The following is a 22,236-nucleotide window of genomic DNA, read 5'->3' as shown; positions in this document are numbered from 1 at the left end:
GTCCCGCCGCCCGCCCCGGCGCGCCCACCCCCACGGCCCACCGGGGCGCCCCCCCGGCCGCCCGCGGCCCCCCCCCGGCGGCCGGCGGGCCCACCGGCGGGGCGCACGCGCGAAGCCGTTTCCGGGGCCGTCGGCCCCCAGGCCCCGGGTCCCGTTCCCGGTCCCCGGCCCGGAGCGCCCGCCCCGGTCACCGGATGACCACGAGGGACGTGAACCTGGGTCGTCCCTGCTTCCCTTCTCAGACACGTACGGCAGGATGTGCGGCATGCCAGGTGCAGAGACGACGCGAGTGAGCGTTCACGAGCCGGAGCCGGTGCGGCCGACCAGGGATGACGAGGTCGCCGCCGCCGGCAGTGAGCTGATCGGCGGCCCCATCGGGCGGCGGGCCCTGCTCGGGACGTCCTGGTGGACGCCCGTACGGGTGGTCGCGCTGGTGATGATCGGCATGTTCGCCCTCGGCATGGTGCAGAAGATGCCGTGCTACGACGGCGGCTGGTTCTTCGGCGCCAGCTCGCAGTACACGCACGCGTGCTACTCGGACATCCCCCACCTCTACCAGGGGCGCGGATTCGCCGACGGCCTCGTGCCGTACTTCGACAAGCTCCCCGGCGACATGGACTACCTCGAATACCCGGTGCTGACCGGCGTGTTCATGGAGGTCGCGGCCTGGCTCACGCCGGGCGGTGGGAGCATCCAGCACCAGGAACAGATCTACTGGATGGTCAACGCGGGGATGCTGATGGTGTGCGCGGCCGTCATCGCCGTGTGCACCGCGCGCACCCACCGCCGTCGCCCCTGGGACGGCCTCATGGTCGCCCTGGCGCCCGCGTTCGCGCTCACGGCCACGATCAACTGGGATCTCCTCGCCGTGGCCCTGCTGGCCGCCGCGATGCTCATGTGGTCCCGCGGACGCGTCCTGGCGTTCGGTGTCCTGATCGGCCTCGCCACGGCCGCCAAGTTCTACCCGTTCCTGCTCCTCGGGCCGCTCTTCCTGCTGTGCTGGCGCGCCGGCAGATGGCGTGAGTTCGGTACGGCGCTGCTCGGCGCCGTGGGCGCCTGGCTGGCGGTGAACCTGCCCGTCATGTGGCTCGCGCCCGAGGGATGGGCGAAGTTCTACAGCTTCAGCCACGACCGCGGCGTCGACTTCGGTTCGGTCTTCCTGTTCATCTCGCAGTGGATGAAGATCGCGATCACGCCCGACACGGCCAACGCCTGGGCGCTGGTCATGATGGTGATCATCTGTGCGGGGCTGAGCGCCCTCACACTGGCCGCTCCCCGCCGCCCCCGCTTCGCGCAGCTCGCGTTCCTGATCGTCGCGGCCTTCATCCTCACGAACAAGGTCTACTCGCCGCAGTACGTGCTCTGGCTGGTCCCGCTCGCGGTGCTGGCCCGGCCGCGCTGGCGCGACTTCCTGATCTGGCAGGCGTGCGAGGTCGGGTACTTCCTCGGCATCTGGATGTACCTCGCCTACACGACCAGCGGCGACGCCCACAAGGGGCTGCCGACCGACGGCTACCAGGTCGCCATCGCCGTCCATCTGCTGGGGACGCTCTACCTGTGCGCGGTGGTCGTACGGGACATCTTCATGCCGGAGCACGACGTGGTGCGCCGTGCCGGCGACGACGACCCCTCAGGCGGGATCCTCGACGGCGCGGAGGACGTCTTCGTCCTCGGCCCGGCCGCGCATCCGCCGCGGCACGCGGCACACTTCGACGCGGTCCCGCAGGGTGACTGGCCCGAGGGCCCGGCATCCGGAGGCCGTTCGCTCTGAGCGAACGAGCCAGGCAGGAAGCATGCGAAAGGCCGTACACGGTGTCCGTGTACGGCCTTTCGTCGGTCCGGAGCGCGCCGGATCCGGGGTCAGCGTTCGACGACGCGGTCGAACTGCGTGGTGGTGTGCCGCAGATGGGCCACCAGCTCGTCGCCGACCTTCGGCTCCGTGGCGTCGTGCGGCACGAAGAGGATCGAGACCTGCATGTGCGGCGGCTCGGCGAACCAGCGCTGCTTGCCCGCCCAGACGAACGGAGAAAGGTTCCGGTTGACCGTCGCGAGGCCGGCCCGTGCGACGCCCTTGGCGCGCGGCATGACGCCGTGCAGGGCCTTGGGGGCCTCCAGGCCCACGCCGTGCGACGTACCGCCCGCCACGACCACGAGCCAGCCGTCCGAGGCGGCCTTCTGCTGCCGGTAGCCGAAGCGGTCGCCCTTGGAGACGCGCGTGACGTCCAGGACGGCTCCGCGGTACTCCGTGGCCTCGTGGTCGCCCAGCCACAGCCGCGTCCCGATGCGGGCGCGGAAGTGGGTCTGCGGGAACTGCCGCTGGAGCCGTGCGAGTTCCTCGGCCTTGAGGTGGCTGACGAACATCGTGTGCAGGGGCAGCCGGGCCGCGCGGAGGCGGTCCATCCAGCCGATGACCTCCTCGACGGCGTCCGAGCCGTCGGTGCGGTCCAGCGGCAGGTGGATCGCGAAGCCCTCCAGCCGGACGTTCTCGATGGCGGAGTGCAGGTGCGGCAGGTCGTCCTCGCTCACCCCGTGCCGCTTCATCGAGGACATCACCTCGATGACGACGCGGGCGCCCACGAGGCCGTACACGCCGTCGATGGACGACACGGAGCGGATGACGCGGTCGGGCAGCGGTACGGGCTCCTCGCCGCGCCTGAACGGCGTCAGGACCAGCAGATCGCCGCCGAACCAGTCCTTGATCCGGGCGGCCTCGTACGTGGTGCCGACGGCGAGGATGTCCGAGCCCAGGCGGGTGGCCTCGTCCGCGAGCCGTTCGTGGCCGAAGCCGTAGCCGTTGCCCTTGCAGACGGGGACGAGCCCCGGGAACTGCTCGGACACCTGCTTGTGGTGTGCCCGCCAGCGCGCGGTGTCGACGTAGAGCGTGAGCGCCATGGCCGGTCCCGGAACCTTTCTCGTGGCTGCGGTGTATCAGAGGTATGAAAAGGAATTGTCGCTGATTCGCCGGGCGGATGGGGCGGTCCCGGGCCGGTTGGGCGGCCCGGGATGCGATTCGGGGCGGATCGGCGGACCGGGAAGCGGTTCCGGACGGCTCAGCGGCGCGACATGTACATGTCGAGAGCCTTGTGGAGCAGCTTGTTGAGCGGGAAGTCCCACTCGCCCAGGTACTCGGCCGCCTCGCCGCCCGTGCCCACCTTGAACTGGATCAGACCGAAGAGGTGGTCCGTCTCGTCCAGCGAGTCGGAGATGCCGCGCAGGTCGTAGACCGTGGCGCCCAGCGCGTACGCGTCGCGCAGCATGCGCCACTGCATCGCGTTCGAGGGGCGGACCTCACGGCCGATGTTGTCCGAGGCGCCGTAGGAGTACCAGACGTGGCCGCCCACGACGAGCATCGTCGCGGCGGACAGGTTCACACCGTCGTGACGCGCGAAGTACAGCCGCATACGGTTCGGGTCCTCGGTGTTGAGGGCCGTCCACATGCGCTGGAAGTACGAGAGCGGGCGCGGCCGGAAGTGGTCGCGGATCGCGGTGATCTCGTAGAGCCGCTGCCACTCCTCCAGGTCCTGGTAGCCGCCCTGGACCACCTCGACGCCGGCCTTCTCGGCCTTCTTGATGTTGCGGCGCCAGAGCTGGTTGAAGTTCCTGTGGACCTCTTCGAGGGAACGATTGGCCAGCGGCACCTGGAAGACGTAGCGGGGCTGGACGTCGCCGAAGCCGGCGCCGCCGTCCTCACCCTGCTGCCAGCCCATGCGGCGCAGCTTGTCGGCGACCTCGAAGGCGCGCGGCTCGATGAAGTCGGCCTCGATGTCGCGCAGGCGCTTCACGTCCGGGTTCTGGATGCCGCCCTTGATGGACGTGGCCTCCCAGCGCCGGATGATCACGGGCGGGCCCATCTTCACGGAGAAGGCGCCCTGGTGCTTGAGGTGCGCGAGCATCGGCTGGAGCCAGTCGTCCAGGTTCGGGGCGAACCAGTTGATGACCGGACCCTCGGGCAGGTAGGCGAGGTAGCGCTTGATCTTGGGAAGCTGGCGGTAGAGCACCAGGCCCGCGCCGACCATCTGGCCGGTCTTGTCGTCGAACCATCCGAGGCTCTCCGAGCGCCACTCGGCCTTCACGTCCGCCCATGCGGGGACCTGCATGTGGCTGGCCGCGGGCAGGCTCTGGATGTATGCCAGATGCTGCTCTCGGCTGATGGTCCTCAGGGTCAGGCTCATTCGGGGCGCTCCTCGGGCTGGTGTGTCCCCATGGGTACAAGGGCTCCGGCTCTCGCGCCGAAGCCTACTGCGCCCTGCGAGCGCCCCGAATGGCCGTATGGAACCTGGGCCCCGGGGGTGCCGTGCGAAGCCTCCCGAGGTCAGGGGAAAACGGACGTTCGACTCAGATCACACCGCCGAAGAGGCCGCCGTGGGCCAGGCCGAGGTAGAAACCGACGCCCGAGAGGCCGAGTCCGACGATCAGCCCGAAGCGTTCCCGGGTCGTCTCGGAGATGAACTGGCCGTAGGCGCCGGTGAGGATCCCGACCAGGCCGGCCCACGAGCTGAGCAGATGGAGGCTGTGGAACATCGACGTGACGAACGCCAGGACTCCGCACACCAGGGTCACCACGAGCAGGGTGTCCTGGAGCGGATGCGGCTTGCCGTCCGTGGCGAAGAGTGAGCCGGTCGTGGTGGGACGCATTGCCTGTGCCATAGGGCACCTCCTGCGGAAGGCGGCGCATCGTAGCGCCGTACACACCCGATGTGTACAGATTGACCGCCAACCCGGCCGGATTTCAACCGGAAGCGGGTGTGCAGGTAGTCTGTACCCTCTGCACCGGTGTCTGCCCAGGCTCAAGGCCAGGTCACGACAGGGATCACCGCTCGGTTCACCGATCGGCGGCCCGATTGTCAGTGGCGGCCGATACCGTTGCGTACGCATCACAACCCTCCTGCCACGGAACGACCGTGGCCGCTGAGTCCAAAGGAGGTGGGTTCCACATGCGTCACTACGAAGTGATGGTCATCCTCGACCCCGATCTGGAGGAGCGCGCTGTCGCCCCCCTGATCGAGAACTTCCTCTCCGTCGTCCGTGAGGGCGCCGGAAAGGTCGAAAAGGTCGACACCTGGGGCCGTCGTCGTCTCTCGTACGAGATCAAGAAGAAGCCCGAGGGCATCTACTCGGTCATCGACCTGCAGGCCGAGCCTGCGGTCGTCAAGGAGCTCGACCGCCAGATGAACCTGAACGAGTCGGTCCTCCGGACCAAGGTCCTCCGTCCCGAGACCCACTGAGCTCTCCAGCTCAGCTGATCTCGGGCATCGAGTAGCACCAGCAGCCAGCAGCAAACCCGCCGAGAGGTTCCCCCATGGCAGGCGAGACCGTCATCACGGTCGTCGGCAATCTTGTCGACGACCCCGAGCTGCGCTTCACCCCTTCCGGTGCGGCGGTCGCGAAGTTCCGTGTCGCGTCCACTCCCCGCACCTTCGACCGTCAGACCAACGAGTGGAAGGACGGCGAGAGCCTGTTCCTGACCTGCTCGGTCTGGCGTCAGGCGGCGGAGAACGTCGCCGAGTCGCTTCAGCGAGGCATGCGCGTCATCGTGCAGGGCCGGTTGAAGCAGCGGTCCTACGAGGACCGTGAGGGCGTCAAGCGCACGGTCTACGAACTGGACGTAGAGGAAGTCGGCGCCAGCCTGAAGAGCGCCACGGCCAAGGTCACCAAGACCACGGGCCGCGGCGGTCAGGGCGGTTACGGCGGCGGCGGTGGCGGCGGCCAGCAGGGCGGTGGCTGGGGCGGAAGCTCCGGCGGCGCTCCGCAGGGCGGCGGCGCTCCGGCCGAAGACCCCTGGGCGACCGGCACTCCCGCCGGTGGCAACCAGGGCGGCGGCGGTGGCGGTGGCGGCTGGGGCGGAAGCTCCGGCGGCTCCGGCGGCGGCTACTCGGACGAGCCCCCCTTCTAGGCCTCAGGGCCGAGGGTGGGCCGTACTCCCACTTCTTGATCACACAGGAGATACACCATGGCGAAGCCGCCTGTGCGCAAGCCGAAGAAGAAGGTCTGCGCGTTCTGCAAGGACAAGGTCACGTACGTGGACTACAAGGACACGAACATGCTGCGGAAGTTCATTTCCGACCGCGGCAAGATCCGTGCCCGCCGCGTGACCGGCAACTGCACGCAGCACCAGCGTGACGTCGCCACGGCTGTGAAGAACAGCCGTGAGATGGCGCTGCTGCCCTACACGTCCACCGCGCGATAAAGGAAGGGTGACCGACACATGAAGATCATCCTTACCCACGAGGTCTCCGGCCTCGGTGCCGCCGGCGAAGTCGTCGACGTCAAGGACGGCTACGCTCGCAACTACCTGATCCCGCGGAACTTCGCGATCCGCTGGACCAAGGGTGGCGAGAAGGACGTCGAGCAGATCCGTCGTGCTCGCAAGATCCACGAGATCGCGACCATCGAGCAGGCCAACGAGATCAAGGCCCGCCTCGAGGGTGTCAAGGTCCGTCTGGCCGTCCGCTCCGGCGACGCCGGTCGTCTCTTCGGCTCCGTCACCCCGGCCGACGTCGCTTCGGCGATCAAGGCTTCCGGTGGCCCCGAGGTCGACAAGCGCCGCATCGAGCTGGGCTCGCCCATCAAGACCCTGGGCGCCCACGAGACGTCCGTGCGTCTGCACCCCGAGGTTGCCGCGAAGGTCAGCATCGAGGTTGTCGCTGCCTGAGTGCAGCACTCGGCATAGCTGAGAGGAAGGGCCGCACCTCCGGGTGCGGCCCTTCTGCTTGTCCTGGACCGCCGTTTCACGTGAAACCGGCGCCTTGTTTCCCGTGAAACGTCGGGCGCTCGCCGCGGTGTTTCCCGTGAAACGGTCCGTGTACGTCAGCGGGGTGCGCGGTCCCGAAAGGTTCGGCCTACGTCAGCGGGGGCGCGGTACGTCAGCGGGTCGCGCCCGTGACGATCCAGCGGCCCGAGCGGGAGCGCAGCCACAGGGTCAGCATCCGCACCGCCATCATCAGCGTCATCGCGCCCCAGAGCGCGGTCAGTCCACCGCCGAGGACGGGCACGAGCAGGGCGGCGGGGGCGAACGCCGCCAGGGTGAGCAGCATGGCCCAGGCCAGGTACGGTCCGTCCCCCGCGCCCATCAGCACGCCGTCCAGCACGAAGACGATCCCGCAGATCGGCTGGGAGACGGCCACCATCACCAGGGCCGGCAGCGCGGCGTTCTGCACGCCCGGGTCGCCGCTGAACAGCGGGAGGAAGAGGGGGCGGGCGGCGATGACCAGCAGACCGAGTACGAGTCCGGTGACGAGCCCCCACTGCACCATGCGCCGGCAAGCCTCACGGGCGCCAAGGGCGTCGTCCGCGCCGAGGTAGCGCCCGATGATGGCCTGCCCCGCGATGGCGATGGCGTCGAGTGCGAAGGCGAGCAGACTCCACAGCGACAGGATGATTTGGTGGGCCGCCATGTCGGCGTCCCCGAGCCGGGCGGCGACCGCCGTGGCGATCAGGAGGATCGCCCTGAGCGACAGCGTTCGGACGAGCAGGGGGGTGCCGGCCTGGGCGCAGGCTCGGATGCCGGCCGCGTCCGGCCGCAGGGAGGCGCCGTGCTTCCGTGCTCCGCGGAGGACGACGTGGAGATAGACGGCGGCCATGCCGCACTGGGCGATGACCGTCCCCCAGGCGGAACCGGCGATGCCCAGGCCGACGCCGTAGACGAGGACGGTGTTGAGGGCGGCGTTGGCCACGAACCCTCCGACGGCGACGTACAGCGGGGTCTTCGTGTCCTGGAGTCCCCGCAGGATTCCGGTGGCGGCCAGCACGACGAGCATGGCCGGGATGCCGAGCACCGAGATCCGCAGATAGGTAGTCGCGTACGGTGCGGCGGAGCCGGAGGCGCCGAACAACTCCATGAGGGACGGTGCCGTCGGCAGGGCGACGGCGATCACGGCCACGCCGATGAGCAGGGCGAGCCAGATGCCGTCCATGCCCTGGCGGATCGCGGCCCGCAGATCACCGGCACCGACGCGGCGGGCGACCGCGGCGGTCGTGGCGTAGGCGAGGAAGACGAAGACTCCGACGGCCGTCATGAGCAGGGCCGAGGCGACGCCGAGACCGGCCAGTTGCGCGGTGCCGAGATGGCCGACGATGGCACTGTCGGCCAGCACGAAGAGAGGCTCTGCCACGAGTGCGCCGAACGCCGGAACGGCCAGTGCGACGATCTCACGGTCGTGCCGGTGCCGGGCCGTCTTCGGCGCCGCTGAAGCCTGTGTCATGGGCATCAATCTAATCTTCCACAGGTAAGAGATGCAAAAGCCGAAAGACCCTTACTTGGCGGCGCGCGGGGTGTGGTGTGGCGCACTGTTCGAAGGGATCTTGATCCTGCTGGGGAAGTTTTTCTTCTGCACAGCCGGTGGACGGGAAAAGGCCAGGTCAACGGGCGTTCCTTCAAAGTGCTGAGGGCTTGTTCACAGGGCTGTCCACCGGGTCGTGCACAGGTTTCGCGGAGTTCTCCACAGCATCGGGGCCGTCGTCCACATGGCCTGTGGATAACCAGATTGGCTGACGGTGCCCGCGGGCCTAACGTGGTGCGGCGCCCGTTCTCATCTCTGTCCTCGGAAAGCACGCAAAACCGACGCGCGAGATCCGGAGTCGGGCCGCTCACTTGTCAGTGCCGTGCCGTAGAAATTGAAGGCACTGCTAGGTCCGCTCTGCGGACGGGAGGAGGTGGCTCGGTGACTATTTCCGAGCCCTTGGACGACCCCTGGGCGGACAGCGGACCCAGTGATCGTCTGCCCTCGTCCCGTCGCCGCGGCAACGGCGGACGAGGCCGCGACGAACAGCACGACCGGGACAACGGGTCCTGGGAGAGCGGCGGTTCCTCCTTCGAGCGGGTGCCGCCGCAGGACCTCGACGCCGAGCAGTCCGTTCTCGGTGGCATGCTCCTGTCGAAGGACGCCATCGCCGACGTCGTCGAGGTGCTCAAGGGCCACGACTTCTACCGTCCGGCGCACGAGACCATCTACGGCGCGATCCTCGACCTGTACGCGAAGGGCGAGCCGGCCGACCCCATCACGGTCGCGGCAGAGCTCACCAAGCGCGGCGAGATCACCAAGGTCGGCGGAGCGCCGTATCTGCACACGCTGGTGCAGACGGTCCCGACCGCCGCGAACGCCGAGTACTACGCGGAGATCGTGCACGAGCGCGCGGTCCTGCGCCGCCTGGTCGAGGCCGGCACGCGCATCACACAGATGGGGTACGCGGCCGACGGCGACGTCGACGAGATCGTCAACAGCGCCCAGGCCGAGATCTACGCGGTCACCGAGCAGCGCACCACCGAGGACTACCTGCCGCTCGGCGACATCATGGAGGGCGCGCTCGACGAGATCGAGGCCATCGGGTCGCGTTCGGGGGAGATGACCGGCGTACCGACCGGCTTCACCGACCTCGACTCGCTCACCAACGGTCTGCACCCCGGTCAGATGATCATCATCGCGGCCCGTCCCGCCATGGGTAAGTCGACGCTGGCCCTGGACTTCGCCCGTGCCTGCTCGATCAAGCACAACATGCCCAGCGTGATCTTCTCGCTCGAAATGGGCCGCAACGAGATCGCGATGCGTCTGCTGTCCGCCGAGGCGCGCGTGGCACTGCACCACATGCGGTCCGGCACCATGACGGACGAGGACTGGACCCGGCTCGCCCGGCGGATGCCGGACGTGTCGGCCGCCCCCCTCTACATCGACGACTCCCCGAACCTGTCGATGATGGAGATTCGCGCCAAGTGCCGCCGCCTCAAGCAGCGTGCCGATCTCAAACTCGTGGTCATCGACTACCTCCAGCTCATGCAGTCCGGCGGCAAGCGTTCCGAGAGCCGTCAGCAGGAGGTCTCCGACATGTCGCGAAACCTGAAGCTGCTGGCCAAGGAGCTGGAACTGCCGGTGATCGCGCTGTCCCAGCTCAACCGTGGTCCCGAGCAGCGCACGGACAAGAAGCCCATGGTCTCCGACCTGCGTGAGTCCGGCTCGATCGAGCAGGACGCGGACATGGTCATCCTGCTCCACCGCGAGGACGCCTACGAGAAGGAGTCCCCGCGCGCCGGCGAGGCGGACATCATCGTCGGCAAGCACCGTAACGGCCCGACGGCGACGATCACGGTGGCCTTCCAGGGCCACTACTCGCGCTTCGTGGACATGGCCCAGACCTGATCCACGCCGCCCGCGGGGGCGCGGATCTCGCTTCGAGCTCTCAGGGCTGACCACATGTCAGCAGCGCTGTGCGGCATCCCTATGTCAGCAGCACTGCGCGGCATCCCTGAGACCGGCGCGCGGGTGCTGCTGCTCAGTGCCTCGTCTCGTACCTGGTCAGGATCACACCGCCGGGAAACGTCCGCGTCTCCACCAGGTTCAGGTTCACCCAGTTGTCCAGCGCGGAGAAGAACGGTGTGCCGCCGCCCGCCAGGACCGGCGCGGTGGCCAGCACGTACTCGTCGATCAGCCCGGCCCGCAGGGCCGCTCCGGCGAGCGTCGCACCGGCGATGTCCATCGGACCGCCGTCCTCGGTCTTCAGCCGGGTGATCTCGGCGACCGCGTCGCCGGTGACCAGGCGGCTGTTCCAGTCGACCTTGTCGATCGTCGAGGAGAACACCACCTTCGCCATGTCCCGCCAGCGGCGCGCGAACTCGATCTCCGCCGGGGTGGCGTCGGGCTGCTGGTCGGCGGTCGGCCAGTGGGAGCTCATCGTCTGCCACAGCTTGCGCCCGTACAGCGACAGGTCCGTCGCCCGCAGCTGGTCGGACCAGAACTGGAACAGCTCGTCGCTCGGCACGCTCCAGCCGATGTCGTCGCCGGGCGCGGCGATGTAGCCGTCCAGGGTCACGTTCATGCCGTAGATCAGTTTCCGCATGGCCCAGCCTTCCGTCCGTGGGTGTCCGGCGTACAGACCGGCGCGGCGCGGGAAACTCACCGGTGCGTGATCCGGGCTCGCCGGCAGTCCTCGTGCTCGAGGCTCAGCGTGCTGGACTCGGCCGACACGGGCAAGCCGCCCGATCTCGGCCTCGCCCTCGCGAGTGGCGAAACTCCGCCGCCGCGCACGGGGGAGGCTTCGGATCAATCCGCTCGACGTCCGGGGCCCGGGCGAGTGGACTGGTGTCATGACGACATCCCACGACGATCTCCTCCCCGGTACGCGCCGGGCCCTGCTGCACCGCATCGCCGTCGCCCAGCGCGAGGGGCGGACGCCGTCCCTCGTCGCCTCGGTGGTGCGGGGTGGGAAGGCGGTGTGGACCGGAGCACGCACGTCGGTGGCCGGTCACGGCCCGGACGAGAACGTGCAGTACCGCATCGGCTCCATCACCAAGACGTTCACCGCCGTTCTGGTGCTCCGGCTGCGCGACGAGGGTCTCCTGGACCTCGGTGACCCCCTGGAGAAGCACCTGCCGGGCACCGGCTCGGGAGAGGTCACCATCTCCCAACTGCTCGCCCACACCGGAGGACTGGCCGCCGAGTCGCCGTCTCCGTGGTGGGAGCGGACTCCGGGCTCACTGCGTCCCGAACTGGCCGACGTGCTGGGCGAACAGCCCTTCCGTCATCCGGTCGGGCGCCGGCACCACTACTCCAATCCCGGTTACACGCTGCTCGGGGCGCTGGTCGAGGAGGTGCGCGGCGCACCCTGGGAAGAGGTGCTGCGCCGCGAGATTCTCGAACCGCTCGGCCTGCACCGTACGAGCGCTCACCCCCAGGCGCCGCATGCGGGGGGATGGGCGGTCCATCCCTGGGCGGACGCGATGATGCCCGAACCCGCGGAGGACCTGGGGCGGATGGCTCCGGCCGGACAGTTGTGGTCCACCACCGGGGACTTGGCCCGCTTCGCCGTCTTTCTCGCGCAGGGTGACGACCGGGTGCTGAGCGCGGAGTCCGTCCAGGAGATGCACGTGCCCGCCGCTCCGCCCGAGACGGCGGAACTGGCGGCGGGGACCTCGTACGGGCTTGGCCTGCAGATCGTGCACCGTGACGGCCGTACCCTCGTCGGGCATTCCGGATCCCTGCCGGGATTCCTCGCCGGTCTGGTGATCGGCGTCGAGGACGACGTGGCGGCGGTGGTGCTCTCCAACTGCACCTCGGGGCCGCCCGTGTTCACCGTCGCCGCCGACCTGGTGCGGATCGTCGCCGAGGCGGAGCCGCGGATCCCCGAGCCCTGGAAGCCGCTGAGCGAAGTGGACGAGAGCGCCTTGGAGTTGGCGGGCCCGTGGTACTGGGGGACTCAGGCCTTCGGACTGCGGCTGCCGGCCGATGGAGGGCTGGTGCTGGGCCCGCTCTCGGGTGTGGGCCGCGGAGCCCGCTTCCGGGTGAACGGCGACGGGACGTGGACGGGGCTCGACGGCTACTACGCGGGCGAGCTTCTGCGGCCCGTACGACGGCCTGACGGCACGGTGAGCCACCTGGACCTCGGGTCCTTCGTGTTCACGCGGCAGCCGTACGACGAGGGCGCTCCGGTGCCCGGTGGCGTGGACCCCGAAGGCTGGCGGGGAGTCGGGTAGGCGCCGGCAGACGCGGGGCGGCCTGTTTCACGTGAAACAGGCCGCCCCGCCTGCGTTCGGCCGCCGGCTCTCAGAGCGGGAGCTTGAAACCGACGTGTGAGGCCTCGAAGCCGAGCCGCTCGTAGAAGCGGTGGGCGCCGGTGCGGGAGGCGTCGGAGGTGAGCTGGACCAGTTGGCAGTCCTGGCGCCGGGATTCCTCGACCGCCCATTCGATGAGTTCCGTCCCGAGACCGTTGCCGCGCTCGTCGGCCTGGATGCGTACGGCCTCGATGATGGAGCGTGTGGCTCCTCTGCGGGACAGTCCGGGGATCACGGTGAGCTGCAGGGTGCCGACAACGCGGCCGCCGCGGACGGCGACGACCAGGTGTTGGTTGGGGTCGCGGCTCAGGCGGTCCAGGGCGGCCAGGTAGGGGCCCATGTCGTCGGGCGATTCACGTCGGGCACCCAGCGGGTCGTCGGCCAGCATCGCGACGATGGCGGGCACGTCGTCGGCGACCGCGGCTCGTATCTCAAGATCTGCCATGAGCGCACCCTATGAGGGCACGCCCACGGAAGGCACGAGAGGGGCGGGTGCGCTCGCCGACTCCACGACCCGGACCAGGGGAGCCAGGTCGGGGTTCCGGGCCGCGTCGTCGAGTGCCTCGCGCAGGGCGGCGTCATTGGTGGGCCGCGCCTCGGCGAGAAGCTCCAGCCCCGCGTCGCTGACGTTCGTGTAGATGCCGCGCCGGTCGGTCGGGCACAGATAGCGGGCGAGCAGCCCACGGTCCTCGAGGCGGGTGACCAGACGTGTGGTGGCGCTCTGGCTGAGCACGACCGCGTCCGCGACCTGCTTCATCTGGAGATGACCGCCGTCGCCGTCGTGCTGACGGCTGAGGACGTCGAGCAGGGAGTACTCGCGCGCGCTGAGCCCGTGCTTGGCCTGCAGGGCCCGCTCGATGTGGGCCTCGATCCTCCCGTGCAGCAGGGAGAGTGCGCACCATCCCTGGGCGAGGGCGGTGAGCGCGGGGTCCGTGGCTGTCATGGCGTTTCCTCCGTCCCGGAGCGGCTGAAACCCAGGATAGAGCACAGGCGCAATAGCCCGCGGTTGCATATAGCCCGCGTCTGCAACTATTGTGAACGCAGGCAAAGAGCCCATGCAATCTTCTGGAAGGCGTACTCACCATGCCTCTCGCGCTTCTGGCCCTCGCGATCGGGGCCTTCGGAATCGGGACGACCGAGTTCGTGATCATGGGCGTTCTGCCCGAGGTCGCCGGAGACTTCGGGGTCTCCATCCCCACGGCCGGACTGCTGGTCACCGGCTATGCCCTGGGGGTCGTCATCGGTGCGCCGATCATGACCGCGCTCGGCACGAAGGTGTCCCGCAAGCGGATGCTCATGGTGCTGATGGGGCTGTTCGTCCTCGGCAATCTGATCTCCGCGGCGGCTCCGGCCTTCTGGCTGATGTTCGCGGGCCGGGTGGTCGCCTCTCTCGCACACGGTGCCTTCTTCGGCATCGGGTCCGTGGCCGCCGCCGAACTGGTCGCGCCCGAGAAGAAGGCCGGCGCCATCGCGATGATGTTCAGCGGGCTCACGATCGCCAATGTCGTCGGCGTCCCCCTGGGAACGCTGATCGGGCAGTCCGCCGGCTGGCGCGTCACCTTCGCCGGAGTCGCAGCGCTCGGTGTCGTCGGACTCCTGGGCATCGCCCGGCTGGTCCCCGAGATGCCGAAGCCCGAGGGTGTGCGGCTGCGCCACGAGCTGGCGGCCTTCAAGAACGTCCAGGTCCTGCTCGCGATGGCGATGACCGTGCTCGGTTTCGGCGGAGTCTTCGCGGCCGTCACCTACATCGCGCCGATGATGACCCACGTCGCCGGCTTCGCCGACGGATCGGTCACCTGGCTGCTGGTCCTCTTCGGCCTCGGCATGGTCGCCGGGAACCTGATCGGCGGCAGGTTCGCCGACCGCGCGCTGATGCCGATGCTGTACACGTCGCTGGGCGGCCTCGCCGTCGTGCTCGCCCTCTTCACCCTCACCGCGCACAACAAGATCCTGGCGGCCGTCACGATCACCCTCATCGGAGCCCTGGGCTTCGCGACCGTGCCGCCCCTGCAGAAGCGCGTTCTCGACCAGGCGCACGGCGCCCCCACCCTGGCCTCGGCCGTGAACATCGGCGCCTTCAACCTCGGCAACGCCCTCTCGGCCTGGCTCGGTGGTGTCGTCATCGCCGCGGGCCTCGGTTACACCGCCCCCAACTGGGTCGGCGCGGTTCTCGCCGCCGGCGCCCTCGTCCTGGCCGTCGTCTCGGCCGCTCTGGAGCGCCGTACGTCCCGGCGCGGCGTCGTGATCGCCGGAGGCGTTCCCGCCGAACCGCGGACCGCCGTCCACCACTGACCGGAATCGGGCCCGCTGCGGGACCAGGGCCGTTCCCACGGCGCATCGATCCGGCACGTCCCCGACCGAAACAGAACACCCCCACAAGGAGAACAGCCCTGATGAGCACCACCACCGCCGTCACCCCCCTGACCATCGAGGACGCGGAGGTCCTCGTGACCGCCGCCCGACGCGCCGCCGAAGCCGCGGGTGTCCGGGTCAGTGTCACCGTCCTCGACGCGGGCGGCCATCTGCTCGCCTTCCGGCGCGACGACCGGGCCGTGCTGATCTCCGGAGAGACCAGCACGCGCAAGGCCTACACGGCGCTCCAGCTCGACTCGGCCACCGCCGATCTCGTCGACGCGGTGCAGCCCGGTGGCCTCTTCCACACCCTGCCCACCGCGCTCGACCGGCCCCTGCTCTTCATCGCGGGCGGCGTACCGGTCCACCGCGACGGCCGGCTGATCGGCGCGATCGGCGTCGGCGGCGGTATGCCCGAGCAGGACCACGGCTTCGCCGTCGCCGCGCTCGACTCGCTCGTCTGACGCACATCGGACCAAGGCGTCCGTCCGACGGACGACGGATGACAGACGACGGCCGACGGATCGGCTGTGCCGGTTTCCCCGTGCCAGGGGGACCGGCACAGCCGTGTGTCCGGAGGGCCGTCGTCGGCCGGCGGATCCCTAGCCGGCGGCCACGGTCAGCGGCGCGAAGCGGCGGGTCCAGTCGCCGGGCAGTCCCGGGATCCGGTGCATCATCACCGCGTTGAAGCCGACGGAGGCCAGTCCGCGTTCCTTCAGCCAGCTCAGCAGGTCCTCGTGGCGTGTGTCGATATCAGTGCGCAGCGGACGGTCGGTGTGCGCGGCGAGCGAGGAGACGAGGGCCTTGGCCGTCTCCGTGTCCCGGGCGATCAGAGGGCCTACGACCTGCGTGGCCATGTTGGGCCAGGCGGCCGCGTAGCCGATGATCCGGCCGTTCTCCTCCGCCACGCGCAGTTGGTCCGCGAAGGCGGGCAGCCGCGTGATCATGTGGGTGCGATCGGTGCCGAAAACCTCTTCGTCGAGACGTAGGACGGAAGCGAGATCCTCCGCCGTGGCCGGGCGGGTGAAGACATCGGAAGGGGAGTCGTCGGAGGTGAAGACACCACGGACCATCTCTGCCCGGCCGGTGACCTTGAATCCCAGCTCCTCGTAGAGCGGGCGCCCGTTCTCGGTGGCGTGCAGGGTCAGCGGGGTCGTGCCCGTCTCCTCGATCACGTGTCGCATCAGACGGCGTCCGACACCTTGGCGTGCGTGCCGTCCGGCGACGAGGACCATGCCGATCGCGGCCAGTTCCGGACGCTCACGTGCTCCGTATTCCGTCACCACACACGCGGTGACGAGACCGCCGGCGGGGTCGTCGATGCCGTATCCGGTTCCCGCGGCGAGCAGCAGACCCCACTTGTGTTCCTCACGGGGCCAGCCCCGGTCCTCGGACAAGTCGGCACAGGCGACGAGGTCGCGGGGTGTCAGACGGCGAATGGGCAGAGCGGTGAGGGAAGGAATCGACACGTAGATCAGGCTGTCCGAGATCGGCCCCTGCCGTCCACCGCTTTCCCTGCACTCCCACCGGCTTTTGGCCATACGGCGCCGACGGCGATGAGCGGCGGCGGGTTTCACGTGAAACCCCGGTCCCTGAAGTCCGGTCGGCCCAGTAGCCTCCACGGACATGGCGAGACTTCACCTCTTCGACCTCGACGGAACGCTGCTCCACGGAAGCACCGCGCCCTTGGAGATCTCCCGGCAACTCGGTCTGGAAGCCGAGACCATCGCGCTCGAGAAGGCCATCTCCGAGGGGCGCATAGGCCCGCCGGAGTATGCGGCCCACGTGCATGCTCTGTGGACGGATCTCACCGAGGCGCATGTGACGGCGGCCTTCGACGGTGCCCCCTGGATGTCGGGGATCGAAGACGTCTGGAGGGAGATCCGGCGAAACGGCGACTACTGCGCCGTCGTCTCGCTGTCGCCCTCCTTCTTCGTGGAGCGCCTGCTGATGTGGGGAGCCCATGCGGCTCACGGCTCGCGCTTTCCCGCGGTGCCGTTCGCCGAGCCGTTGGACCCGGCGGGTGTGCTCAACGCCGCGGCCAAGGTACGGATCGCGGATCTGCTGTGTGCGGAGTTCGGGGTGAGCCGGGCCGACTGCGTCGCCTATGGCGACTCGGGCTCGGACAAGGAGCTCTTCGGCGTGGTGCCGGTGTCCGTCGCGGTCAACGCGGACCGGCATCTGAGCGGCCTCGCCACGCATTCCTACGTGGGGCGGGACCTGGGCGCCGCCTATCGGCTGGTACACCGCGCCGGGTGACCGGGGGCTGCCGGAACGGCGCCGGGTTCTCTCCGGTTCAGCCCAGGTCGGGCGCGTGCATGGCGCGTACGCCTTCGATGTTCCCGTCGAGATAGTGCCTCAGAGACAGGGGCACGAGGTGGACGGAGGCGATCCCGACCCGGGTGAACGGGACACGGACGATCTCGTATTCGCCGCAGGGCTCGTCCACCTCGGGACCGTGCCGCAGGGACGGATCCATGGACTCGAGCCGGCAGACGAAGAAGTGCTGGACCTTCACACCGGTCGCGCCGCCGTCGTCGCCGATGTGCTCGACCGTGTCGACGAAGCAGGGAACCACATCGACGATCTTGGCGCCGAGTTCTTCGTGCACCTCGCGGTGCAGGGCCTCGACGACAGTCGTGTCCTCCGGCTCGACCCCGCCGCCCGGTGTGAGCCAGTAGGGATCGATGCCGGGCTTGGTGCGCTTGATCAAGATCAGGTCGTCGCCGTCGAGCAGGACGGCACGTGCGGTGCGCTTGACCACGGGTCGGACGGTCATGGGAGAAATGTGGCCCGGTTGGTTCCACGTGAAACATCGTGGGGCCGCGATTCCGCGTGAAAGCCCCGAAGAATCTCCGGAGTCCCGGAGTCCCGGAGTCCCGGAGTCCCGGAGTCCCGGAGCTCTGGTCTCGGGGGTCGGGGGGTGCGGCTTCACGCCCGGAGGTCACGACCTCACGCCCGGACCCGCGTCAGCTCCAGTCGACGGCCGCCCTCAGCAGCCATTGGTGCGCTCGCGCGATGTGCGGCATGGCCAGCGTTCCGGTCCGCACGACCAGGAAGTACGTACGCAGCGGGGGCACCGCGGGGTCGAGGAGCGCCACGACGTCTCCGCGTTCGATGGCCTCGGAGCACAGGTACTTGGGCAGGACGGCCAGGCCCGCGCCCGCGGAGGCGCAGGCGAGGACCGCCCGGAGATCCGGGACGATCACCGTCCCGGAGGCCGCGGGGCGGCAGTCGAAGACCGAGGCCCAGTAGCGGGCCACGAGCGGCAGCGTCTCGTGGACCTCGACGATCGGGAAGTCCTCCAGAGCGTGGGCGCCCTTGCGGCGGAGCTTGCCCGGGCCGATCTCGGCGGCCCAGCGCGGAGCGGCGACCAGGACGTGCTCCTCGTCGCAGAGCGGAGTCGCGGTGAGAAGCGCACCCCGTGGCTGGGCCGTCGTCATGGCCAGATCATGATGTCCGGCGGCGAGCCCCTCCATCGTCTCCTCCGCGTTGCCGAAGGAGGCGCGCAGCGCGAAGCCCTGGCCGTCGTCGCCGGTCAGTTCCATGAGAGCGGGCAAGGCCCGTTCCGCGGTGAACTCGGGTGGTCCGGCGAGATGCAGCGTGCGAAGGGACGAGTCCTCGTCGAGACCGGTCTCGGTGATCTCCACGAGGGCGTCGAGATGGGGCGCGGCCTTGTGGGCGAGTTCGTCGCCGATGGTCGTGGGGGTCACCCCCCGCGCCTGGCGCAGGAAGAGCGGCCGCCCCAGCTGGCGCTCCAGCGTGCGTATCTGTGAGGTGACGGCCGGCTGGGACAGGCCGAGCAGCGCGGCGGCACGAGTGAAGGAACCGGCCCGGTGCACGGTCACGAACGTGCGCAGCAAGGCCAGGTCCATGGTGCCTCTCCCCTTTCAGCACCCCGCGCGGGCCCCAACTATAAATAAGTCGATAGGTCTCTGTCGCTACTGTGATTGGACACTGACACAGAGTCAACTAGCCTTGTTCGCGCGGTTCTTCGCGCGCGGAACCGGGACGGTCCGAGCCACGAGGGGGGAGGCTCGGACCGTCCGTTGTGCGTAGTGGCGGTACTGATCCCGTGGTGACGGGCGGCCTACTCCGCGGAGGCGTCGAGGGCCCTCAGGATGTCCGTCACCAGGTCCTCGGGATCCTCGGCTCCGGCGGAGAAGCGGATGAAGCCTTCCGGGACGGCGTCGCCGCCCCACCGCCCGCGCCGCTCGGCCGTGGACCGCACCCCGCCGAAGCTGGTGGCGTCGTCCACCAGGCGCAGCGAGCCGAGGAAGCGCTCCGCGTGCTCGCGTGAGGGCAGCGTGAAGGACACCACGCATCCGAAGCGGCGCATCTGCTGCGAGGCGATCTTGTACGAGGGGTCGTCGGGCAGTCCCGGGTACCGCAGCCCCGTGACCTCGGGGCGCTCCCGCAGGACTTCGGCGACCGTCTTCGCGGTGGCGGTCTGCCGGTCGCCCCTGAGCTGGAGCGTCGCGAGCGACCTGTGGGCGAGCCAGGCCTCCATGGGCCCGGGGATGGCGCCGACGACCTTGCGCCAGCGCCGTACGGGAGCCATCAGCTCGGCGTTCCCGCCGGTGACGTACCCGAGGAGGATGTCGCCGTGCCCGGTGAGCATCTTGGTCCCGCTGGCGACGGAGAAGTCGGCGCCCAGTTCCAGCGGGCGCTGTCCGAGCGGGGTGGCCAGAGTGTTGTCCACCGCGACGAGCGTGCCCTGGGCGTGCGCGGCGGCCACGAGGCGGCGCAGATCGCAGACGTCGAGTCCCGGGTTGGACGGTGTCTCGATCCACAGCAGCTTCGCGCCGTCCAGCACCTCGAGCTGGGCGTCGCCGGCGGTGGGGGCGGTGCGTACCTCGACGCCGAACGCGGTCAGCTGCTCGCGCACCAGCGGCAGCACCTGATAGCCGTCGTCGGGCAGGACGACGACGTCGCCCGAGCGCAGATGGGAGAAGAGCACCGCGGAGATGGCGGCCATGCCGGAGGGGAAGGAGAGCGTCTCGGCGGACTCCTGCCCGGGAGCCTCCAGCTCGCCGATGGCCCGCTCCAGAAGCGTCCAGGTCGGGTTCTCGTCGCGGCCGTAGGTGTAGGGGCCGGTGGGCTCACCGGGCAGATGGAAGTGTGCGGCGAAGACCGGGCCGGGAAGCGTCGGCTCGTACTTGACGGGTTCGGGCAGCCCGGCACGCACCGCCCGTGTGCCGTCGCCCGGGACCGCCGACCGCGTCTGCGCGCGCTCTCCCGCGGGGCCGGTGCCCTCGTCGTCCGCCGTGCCGAAATCCCCTGACGTCATGCCGCTCGTCCCTCCGCTTGCTCTCGTACCGCGGCGAGCAGCCCAGGGCTCGCCGCCTCCACCATCTCAAGACATTCCTCGAAGCCGTCCATCTGTCCGTAGTACGGATCGGGGACGTCCAGGTCGTCGCCGGCGGCGGGGTCGTACGAGCGCAGCAGCCGGACCTTGGCGGCGTCCTCGGCGCTGTTCGCGAGGCGGCGCAGGGCCCTGAAGTGGCCGGTGTCGAGGGCGATGACGAGGTCGAGACGGGAGAACCACGAGGCCTGGAACCGCCGGGCCGCGTGGTCGCTCTCGTAGCCGCTCGCCTCCAGCACGGCGACGGTGCGCTCGTCGGCTCCGTCGCCCTCGTGCCAGCCGTCCGTGCCCGCGCTGTCGACCTCGACGAGTTCGTCGAGTCCGGCTCGCGCCACGTGGGCACGGAAGACGGATTCGGCCATCGGCGAGCGGCAGATGTTGCCGGTGCAGACGAAGCAGACGCGGTAGGTCATCGGACTCTCTCAGTCGTGTCAGTCGCCGTCGGGCAGCACGACATTGAGCGCCCAGGAGACGACGGAGATGATCAGGCCGCCGAGGACGGCGGTCCAGAAGCCCTCCACGTGGAAACTCAGATCGAGTTTGTCGGCGAGCCACGAGGTGAGCAGCAGCATCAAGGCGTTCACCACGAGGGTGATCAGGCCGAGGGTGAGGATGAACAGCGGGAAGGTCAGGACCTTCACGACCGGCTTGACCAGGAAGTTCACCAGTCCGAAGACCAGTGCGACGAGGATGAGCGTGCCTATCTTCTTGCCCGTGCTGTCACCCGTCAGGGTGATCTTGTCGAGCAGCCAGACGGCGACGGCCAGGGCCCCCGCGTTGGCGAGCGTCTTGACTACGAAATTCTTCATGTGTCTGATCGTGGCAGAGAGATCGACTGGCCAGAAGAGGCTGTGGAAACAGCCTGCGACGCACAAGAGCGGACGAGGGCGATGAAGGCATTCCGGCTGGATGAACTGGAGGCGGAACGCGCCGCCAACGACGGTGCCTACCTGCAGTTCCTGCGGGAGCGGAACATGTCGGTCGGGCTGTACGCGCTCGACGCGGGAGCCTTCGATCCGCAGAAGCCGCACGCCCAGGACGAGGTGTACTTCGTCGTCAGCGGGCGGGCCTCGGTCTCGGTCGGCCTGGAGACCACTCAGGTGGCCCGGGGCAGCGTGGTCTACGTGCCCGCCGGGGTCGCCCACAAGTTCCACCACATCACCGAGGACCTGCGGGTCCTCGTGGTGTTCTCTCCGCCCGAGAGCTGACGCGGCCTCTCAGGGTTCCCTAGGGGAACGGTCAGGGGAGGACAAGGGATGCGGGGCCACCGTACGGCCCTCCCGCGGCCTAGCATCGGATGCGAGACGACCGGAGAACCCGGAATCAGTGTCCCGGAGTCGGGGCCACGGGCGAGGAGAGGTAAGGACAGGGCGATGCAGGAGATCTTCAGCGGTATGCCGTGGTGGGTGAAGTGGGTCGCGGTGCCGGTCATCGCCCTTGTGGTGTTCGGCGGTCTGATAGCGAGCGTCGTCGGGTTCGTCATCGGCCTGCTCTTCAAGCTGCTCGTCTTCGTCGCGCTCGTCGGCGGGCTCATCTTCGTGGTGCGGAAGTTCATGTCGGGCTCCTCCTCGCGCAGCGACTGGTGAGGCGCGCGGGGGCGAGCGACAGGTAACGGAGAAAGGGGAAAGGGAACCCAAGGTTCCCTCGGCAGGGGGAAGTTTTCCGCTGAGGCCCTGTTTGAGCGGTGACGGGCCGTTAGAGTCCGGAACTCGACGCGGGGCCGACCCCGCGGGCAGCGCACAGCCCCCTCCCGTGACTCCCCGCACGGGCGGTCCTCCTCGCTCTTCGGAGTGCCCCTTGGCCACGGTTGACACCGCACCCGCACCATCCGTCGCTCCACCCTTCCGGCGACCGGGTACGCCCGCGGCGGCACGCGTTCCGCCCGTCCAGCCGCGTGCCTCGCCGGGGGAGCCGCCCCCCTCGCACACCCCGCCCGCCCGGCAGGCTGCGTCCCGGCCCCCGGAGGCCGGGGAACCCGCCC

25 protein-coding genes are annotated in these 22,236 nt (G+C 69.4%); 12 read left to right on the top strand and 13 right to left on the bottom strand.

The features are described 5' to 3' along the window. The first annotated feature begins 265 nt into the window (after window positions 1-265). Entirely contained in the window at window positions 266-1,771 is a 1,506-nt protein-coding gene (locus ACFRIC_RS12095) for a glycosyltransferase family 87 protein (RefSeq protein WP_382783255.1), read from the top strand. 89 nt (window positions 1,772-1,860) lie between these two features. On the opposite strand, the gene ACFRIC_RS12090 is transcribed toward ACFRIC_RS12095, so the two are convergent. From ACFRIC_RS12090 to ACFRIC_RS12080, 3 genes are all read right to left on the bottom strand, one after another. Further along, window positions 1,861-2,892 carry an alanine racemase gene (locus ACFRIC_RS12090; RefSeq protein ID WP_355760338.1) on the bottom strand — a complete coding sequence of 344 codons (1,032 nt, stop codon included), beginning with the start codon at window positions 2,890-2,892 and terminating at the stop codon, window positions 1,861-1,863. Window positions 2,893-3,050: 158 nt separating this feature from the next. Continuing rightward, on the bottom strand, window positions 3,051-4,172 hold the full coding sequence (locus tag ACFRIC_RS12085) for a lipid II:glycine glycyltransferase FemX (RefSeq protein ID WP_382783253.1): 1,122 nt from the start codon (window positions 4,170-4,172) through the stop codon (window positions 3,051-3,053). A gap of 163 nt (window positions 4,173-4,335) precedes the next feature. Beyond that, complete coding sequence (locus ACFRIC_RS12080; protein WP_382783250.1) at window positions 4,336-4,647, bottom strand: hypothetical protein; 312 nt, start codon at window positions 4,645-4,647, stop codon at window positions 4,336-4,338. Between the two features lie 287 nt (window positions 4,648-4,934). Between ACFRIC_RS12080 and rpsF the strand changes: the two genes are divergently transcribed. The 4 genes from rpsF to rplI all read left to right on the top strand — a co-directional run bounded on the left by rpsF (window position 4,935) and on the right by rplI (window position 6,652). After that, the gene (gene rpsF, locus ACFRIC_RS12075) at window positions 4,935-5,225 is read left to right on the top strand and encodes a 30S ribosomal protein S6 (RefSeq protein ID WP_037615007.1); all 291 of its coding nucleotides are present in this window, start codon (window positions 4,935-4,937) and stop codon (window positions 5,223-5,225) included. Between the two features lie 74 nt (window positions 5,226-5,299). Further along, entirely contained in the window at window positions 5,300-5,893 is a 594-nt protein-coding gene (locus ACFRIC_RS12070) for a single-stranded DNA-binding protein (RefSeq protein WP_382783246.1), read from the top strand. Between the two features lie 57 nt (window positions 5,894-5,950). Further along, the gene (rpsR, locus tag ACFRIC_RS12065; protein ID WP_003949403.1) at window positions 5,951-6,187 is read left to right on the top strand and encodes a 30S ribosomal protein S18; all 237 of its coding nucleotides are present in this window, start codon (window positions 5,951-5,953) and stop codon (window positions 6,185-6,187) included. 18 nt (window positions 6,188-6,205) lie between these two features. Further along, window positions 6,206-6,652, top strand: coding sequence for a 50S ribosomal protein L9 (rplI, locus tag ACFRIC_RS12060; RefSeq protein ID WP_328450525.1), 447 nt, complete (start codon window positions 6,206-6,208; stop codon window positions 6,650-6,652). 211 nt (window positions 6,653-6,863) lie between these two features. Here the strand turns inward: rplI and ACFRIC_RS12055 are convergent, their stop codons facing one another. Next, on the bottom strand, window positions 6,864-8,201 hold the full coding sequence (locus ACFRIC_RS12055; protein ID WP_382783241.1) for an MATE family efflux transporter: 1,338 nt from the start codon (window positions 8,199-8,201) through the stop codon (window positions 6,864-6,866). Between the two features lie 459 nt (window positions 8,202-8,660). Here ACFRIC_RS12055 and dnaB point away from each other — a divergent pair, with 459 nt between their 5' ends. Further along, window positions 8,661-10,130, top strand: coding sequence for a replicative DNA helicase (dnaB, locus tag ACFRIC_RS12050; RefSeq protein ID WP_355760321.1), 1,470 nt, complete (start codon window positions 8,661-8,663; stop codon window positions 10,128-10,130). 133 nt (window positions 10,131-10,263) lie between these two features. Here the strand turns inward: dnaB and ACFRIC_RS12045 are convergent, their stop codons facing one another. Continuing rightward, on the bottom strand, window positions 10,264-10,827 hold the full coding sequence (locus tag ACFRIC_RS12045; RefSeq protein WP_382783238.1) for a dihydrofolate reductase family protein: 564 nt from the start codon (window positions 10,825-10,827) through the stop codon (window positions 10,264-10,266). Window positions 10,828-11,074: 247 nt separating this feature from the next. Between ACFRIC_RS12045 and ACFRIC_RS12040 the strand changes: the two genes are divergently transcribed. Then, entirely contained in the window at window positions 11,075-12,460 is a 1,386-nt protein-coding gene (locus ACFRIC_RS12040; protein WP_382783235.1) for a serine hydrolase domain-containing protein, read from the top strand. Between the two features lie 70 nt (window positions 12,461-12,530). Here ACFRIC_RS12040 and ACFRIC_RS12035 read toward each other — a convergent pair whose 3' ends face one another. Together ACFRIC_RS12035 and ACFRIC_RS12030 are read right to left on the bottom strand one after the other, a co-directional pair. After that, complete coding sequence (locus ACFRIC_RS12035) at window positions 12,531-12,983, bottom strand: GNAT family N-acetyltransferase (RefSeq protein WP_382783232.1); 453 nt, start codon at window positions 12,981-12,983, stop codon at window positions 12,531-12,533. Window positions 12,984-12,992: 9 nt separating this feature from the next. Next, window positions 12,993-13,481: a MarR family winged helix-turn-helix transcriptional regulator gene (locus ACFRIC_RS12030; protein WP_382783229.1), complete on the bottom strand. Its 489-nt coding sequence runs from the start codon at window positions 13,479-13,481 to the stop codon at window positions 12,993-12,995. Between the two features lie 140 nt (window positions 13,482-13,621). Between ACFRIC_RS12030 and ACFRIC_RS12025 the strand changes: the two genes are divergently transcribed. Together ACFRIC_RS12025 and ACFRIC_RS12020 are read left to right on the top strand one after the other, a co-directional pair. Continuing rightward, entirely contained in the window at window positions 13,622-14,830 is a 1,209-nt protein-coding gene (locus ACFRIC_RS12025; protein WP_382783226.1) for an MFS transporter, read from the top strand. Between the two features lie 101 nt (window positions 14,831-14,931). After that, window positions 14,932-15,354 carry a heme-binding protein gene (locus ACFRIC_RS12020; RefSeq protein ID WP_382783224.1) on the top strand — a complete coding sequence of 141 codons (423 nt, stop codon included), beginning with the start codon at window positions 14,932-14,934 and terminating at the stop codon, window positions 15,352-15,354. A gap of 138 nt (window positions 15,355-15,492) precedes the next feature. On the opposite strand, the gene ACFRIC_RS12015 is transcribed toward ACFRIC_RS12020, so the two are convergent. Further along, window positions 15,493-16,359: a GNAT family N-acetyltransferase gene (locus ACFRIC_RS12015; RefSeq protein WP_382783222.1), complete on the bottom strand. Its 867-nt coding sequence runs from the start codon at window positions 16,357-16,359 to the stop codon at window positions 15,493-15,495. A 157-nt stretch (window positions 16,360-16,516) separates the two neighbouring features. Between ACFRIC_RS12015 and ACFRIC_RS12010 the strand changes: the two genes are divergently transcribed. Continuing rightward, window positions 16,517-17,149 carry an HAD family hydrolase gene (locus ACFRIC_RS12010; protein WP_382783220.1) on the top strand — a complete coding sequence of 211 codons (633 nt, stop codon included), beginning with the start codon at window positions 16,517-16,519 and terminating at the stop codon, window positions 17,147-17,149. Window positions 17,150-17,186: 37 nt separating this feature from the next. Here the strand turns inward: ACFRIC_RS12010 and ACFRIC_RS12005 are convergent, their stop codons facing one another. From ACFRIC_RS12005 to ACFRIC_RS11985, 5 genes are all read right to left on the bottom strand, one after another. Next, a complete protein-coding gene (locus ACFRIC_RS12005) occupies window positions 17,187-17,669 on the bottom strand; it encodes an NUDIX domain-containing protein (RefSeq protein ID WP_382783217.1) in 483 nt (160 codons plus the stop codon). A gap of 190 nt (window positions 17,670-17,859) precedes the next feature. After that, the gene (locus tag ACFRIC_RS12000) at window positions 17,860-18,765 is read right to left on the bottom strand and encodes a LysR family transcriptional regulator (RefSeq protein ID WP_382783214.1); all 906 of its coding nucleotides are present in this window, start codon (window positions 18,763-18,765) and stop codon (window positions 17,860-17,862) included. 215 nt (window positions 18,766-18,980) lie between these two features. Continuing rightward, window positions 18,981-20,180 carry a cystathionine gamma-lyase gene (locus ACFRIC_RS11995; RefSeq protein ID WP_382783211.1) on the bottom strand — a complete coding sequence of 400 codons (1,200 nt, stop codon included), beginning with the start codon at window positions 20,178-20,180 and terminating at the stop codon, window positions 18,981-18,983. Continuing rightward, on the bottom strand, window positions 20,177-20,668 hold the full coding sequence (locus tag ACFRIC_RS11990; RefSeq protein WP_382783209.1) for a low molecular weight protein-tyrosine-phosphatase: 492 nt from the start codon (window positions 20,666-20,668) through the stop codon (window positions 20,177-20,179). The genes ACFRIC_RS11995 and ACFRIC_RS11990 overlap by 4 nt, the downstream gene beginning before the upstream one ends. 18 nt (window positions 20,669-20,686) lie before the next feature. After that, window positions 20,687-21,064: a phage holin family protein gene (locus ACFRIC_RS11985; protein WP_382783206.1), complete on the bottom strand. Its 378-nt coding sequence runs from the start codon at window positions 21,062-21,064 to the stop codon at window positions 20,687-20,689. A gap of 81 nt (window positions 21,065-21,145) precedes the next feature. Between ACFRIC_RS11985 and ACFRIC_RS11980 the strand changes: the two genes are divergently transcribed. Together ACFRIC_RS11980 and ACFRIC_RS11975 are read left to right on the top strand one after the other, a co-directional pair. Then, complete coding sequence (locus ACFRIC_RS11980) at window positions 21,146-21,463, top strand: cupin domain-containing protein (RefSeq protein WP_382783204.1); 318 nt, start codon at window positions 21,146-21,148, stop codon at window positions 21,461-21,463. Between the two features lie 165 nt (window positions 21,464-21,628). Further along, window positions 21,629-21,841: a DUF5326 family protein gene (locus ACFRIC_RS11975; RefSeq protein WP_382783201.1), complete on the top strand. Its 213-nt coding sequence runs from the start codon at window positions 21,629-21,631 to the stop codon at window positions 21,839-21,841. Window positions 21,842-22,236: the final 395 nt, after the last annotated feature.

Source organism: Streptomyces sp. NPDC056738 (assembly GCF_042790435.1).
GTDB lineage: Bacteria > Actinomycetota > Actinomycetes > Streptomycetales > Streptomycetaceae > Streptomyces.
Note: the sequence above shows the minus strand (reverse complement) of the source record. Positions and strands in the feature narration are given on the sequence as shown.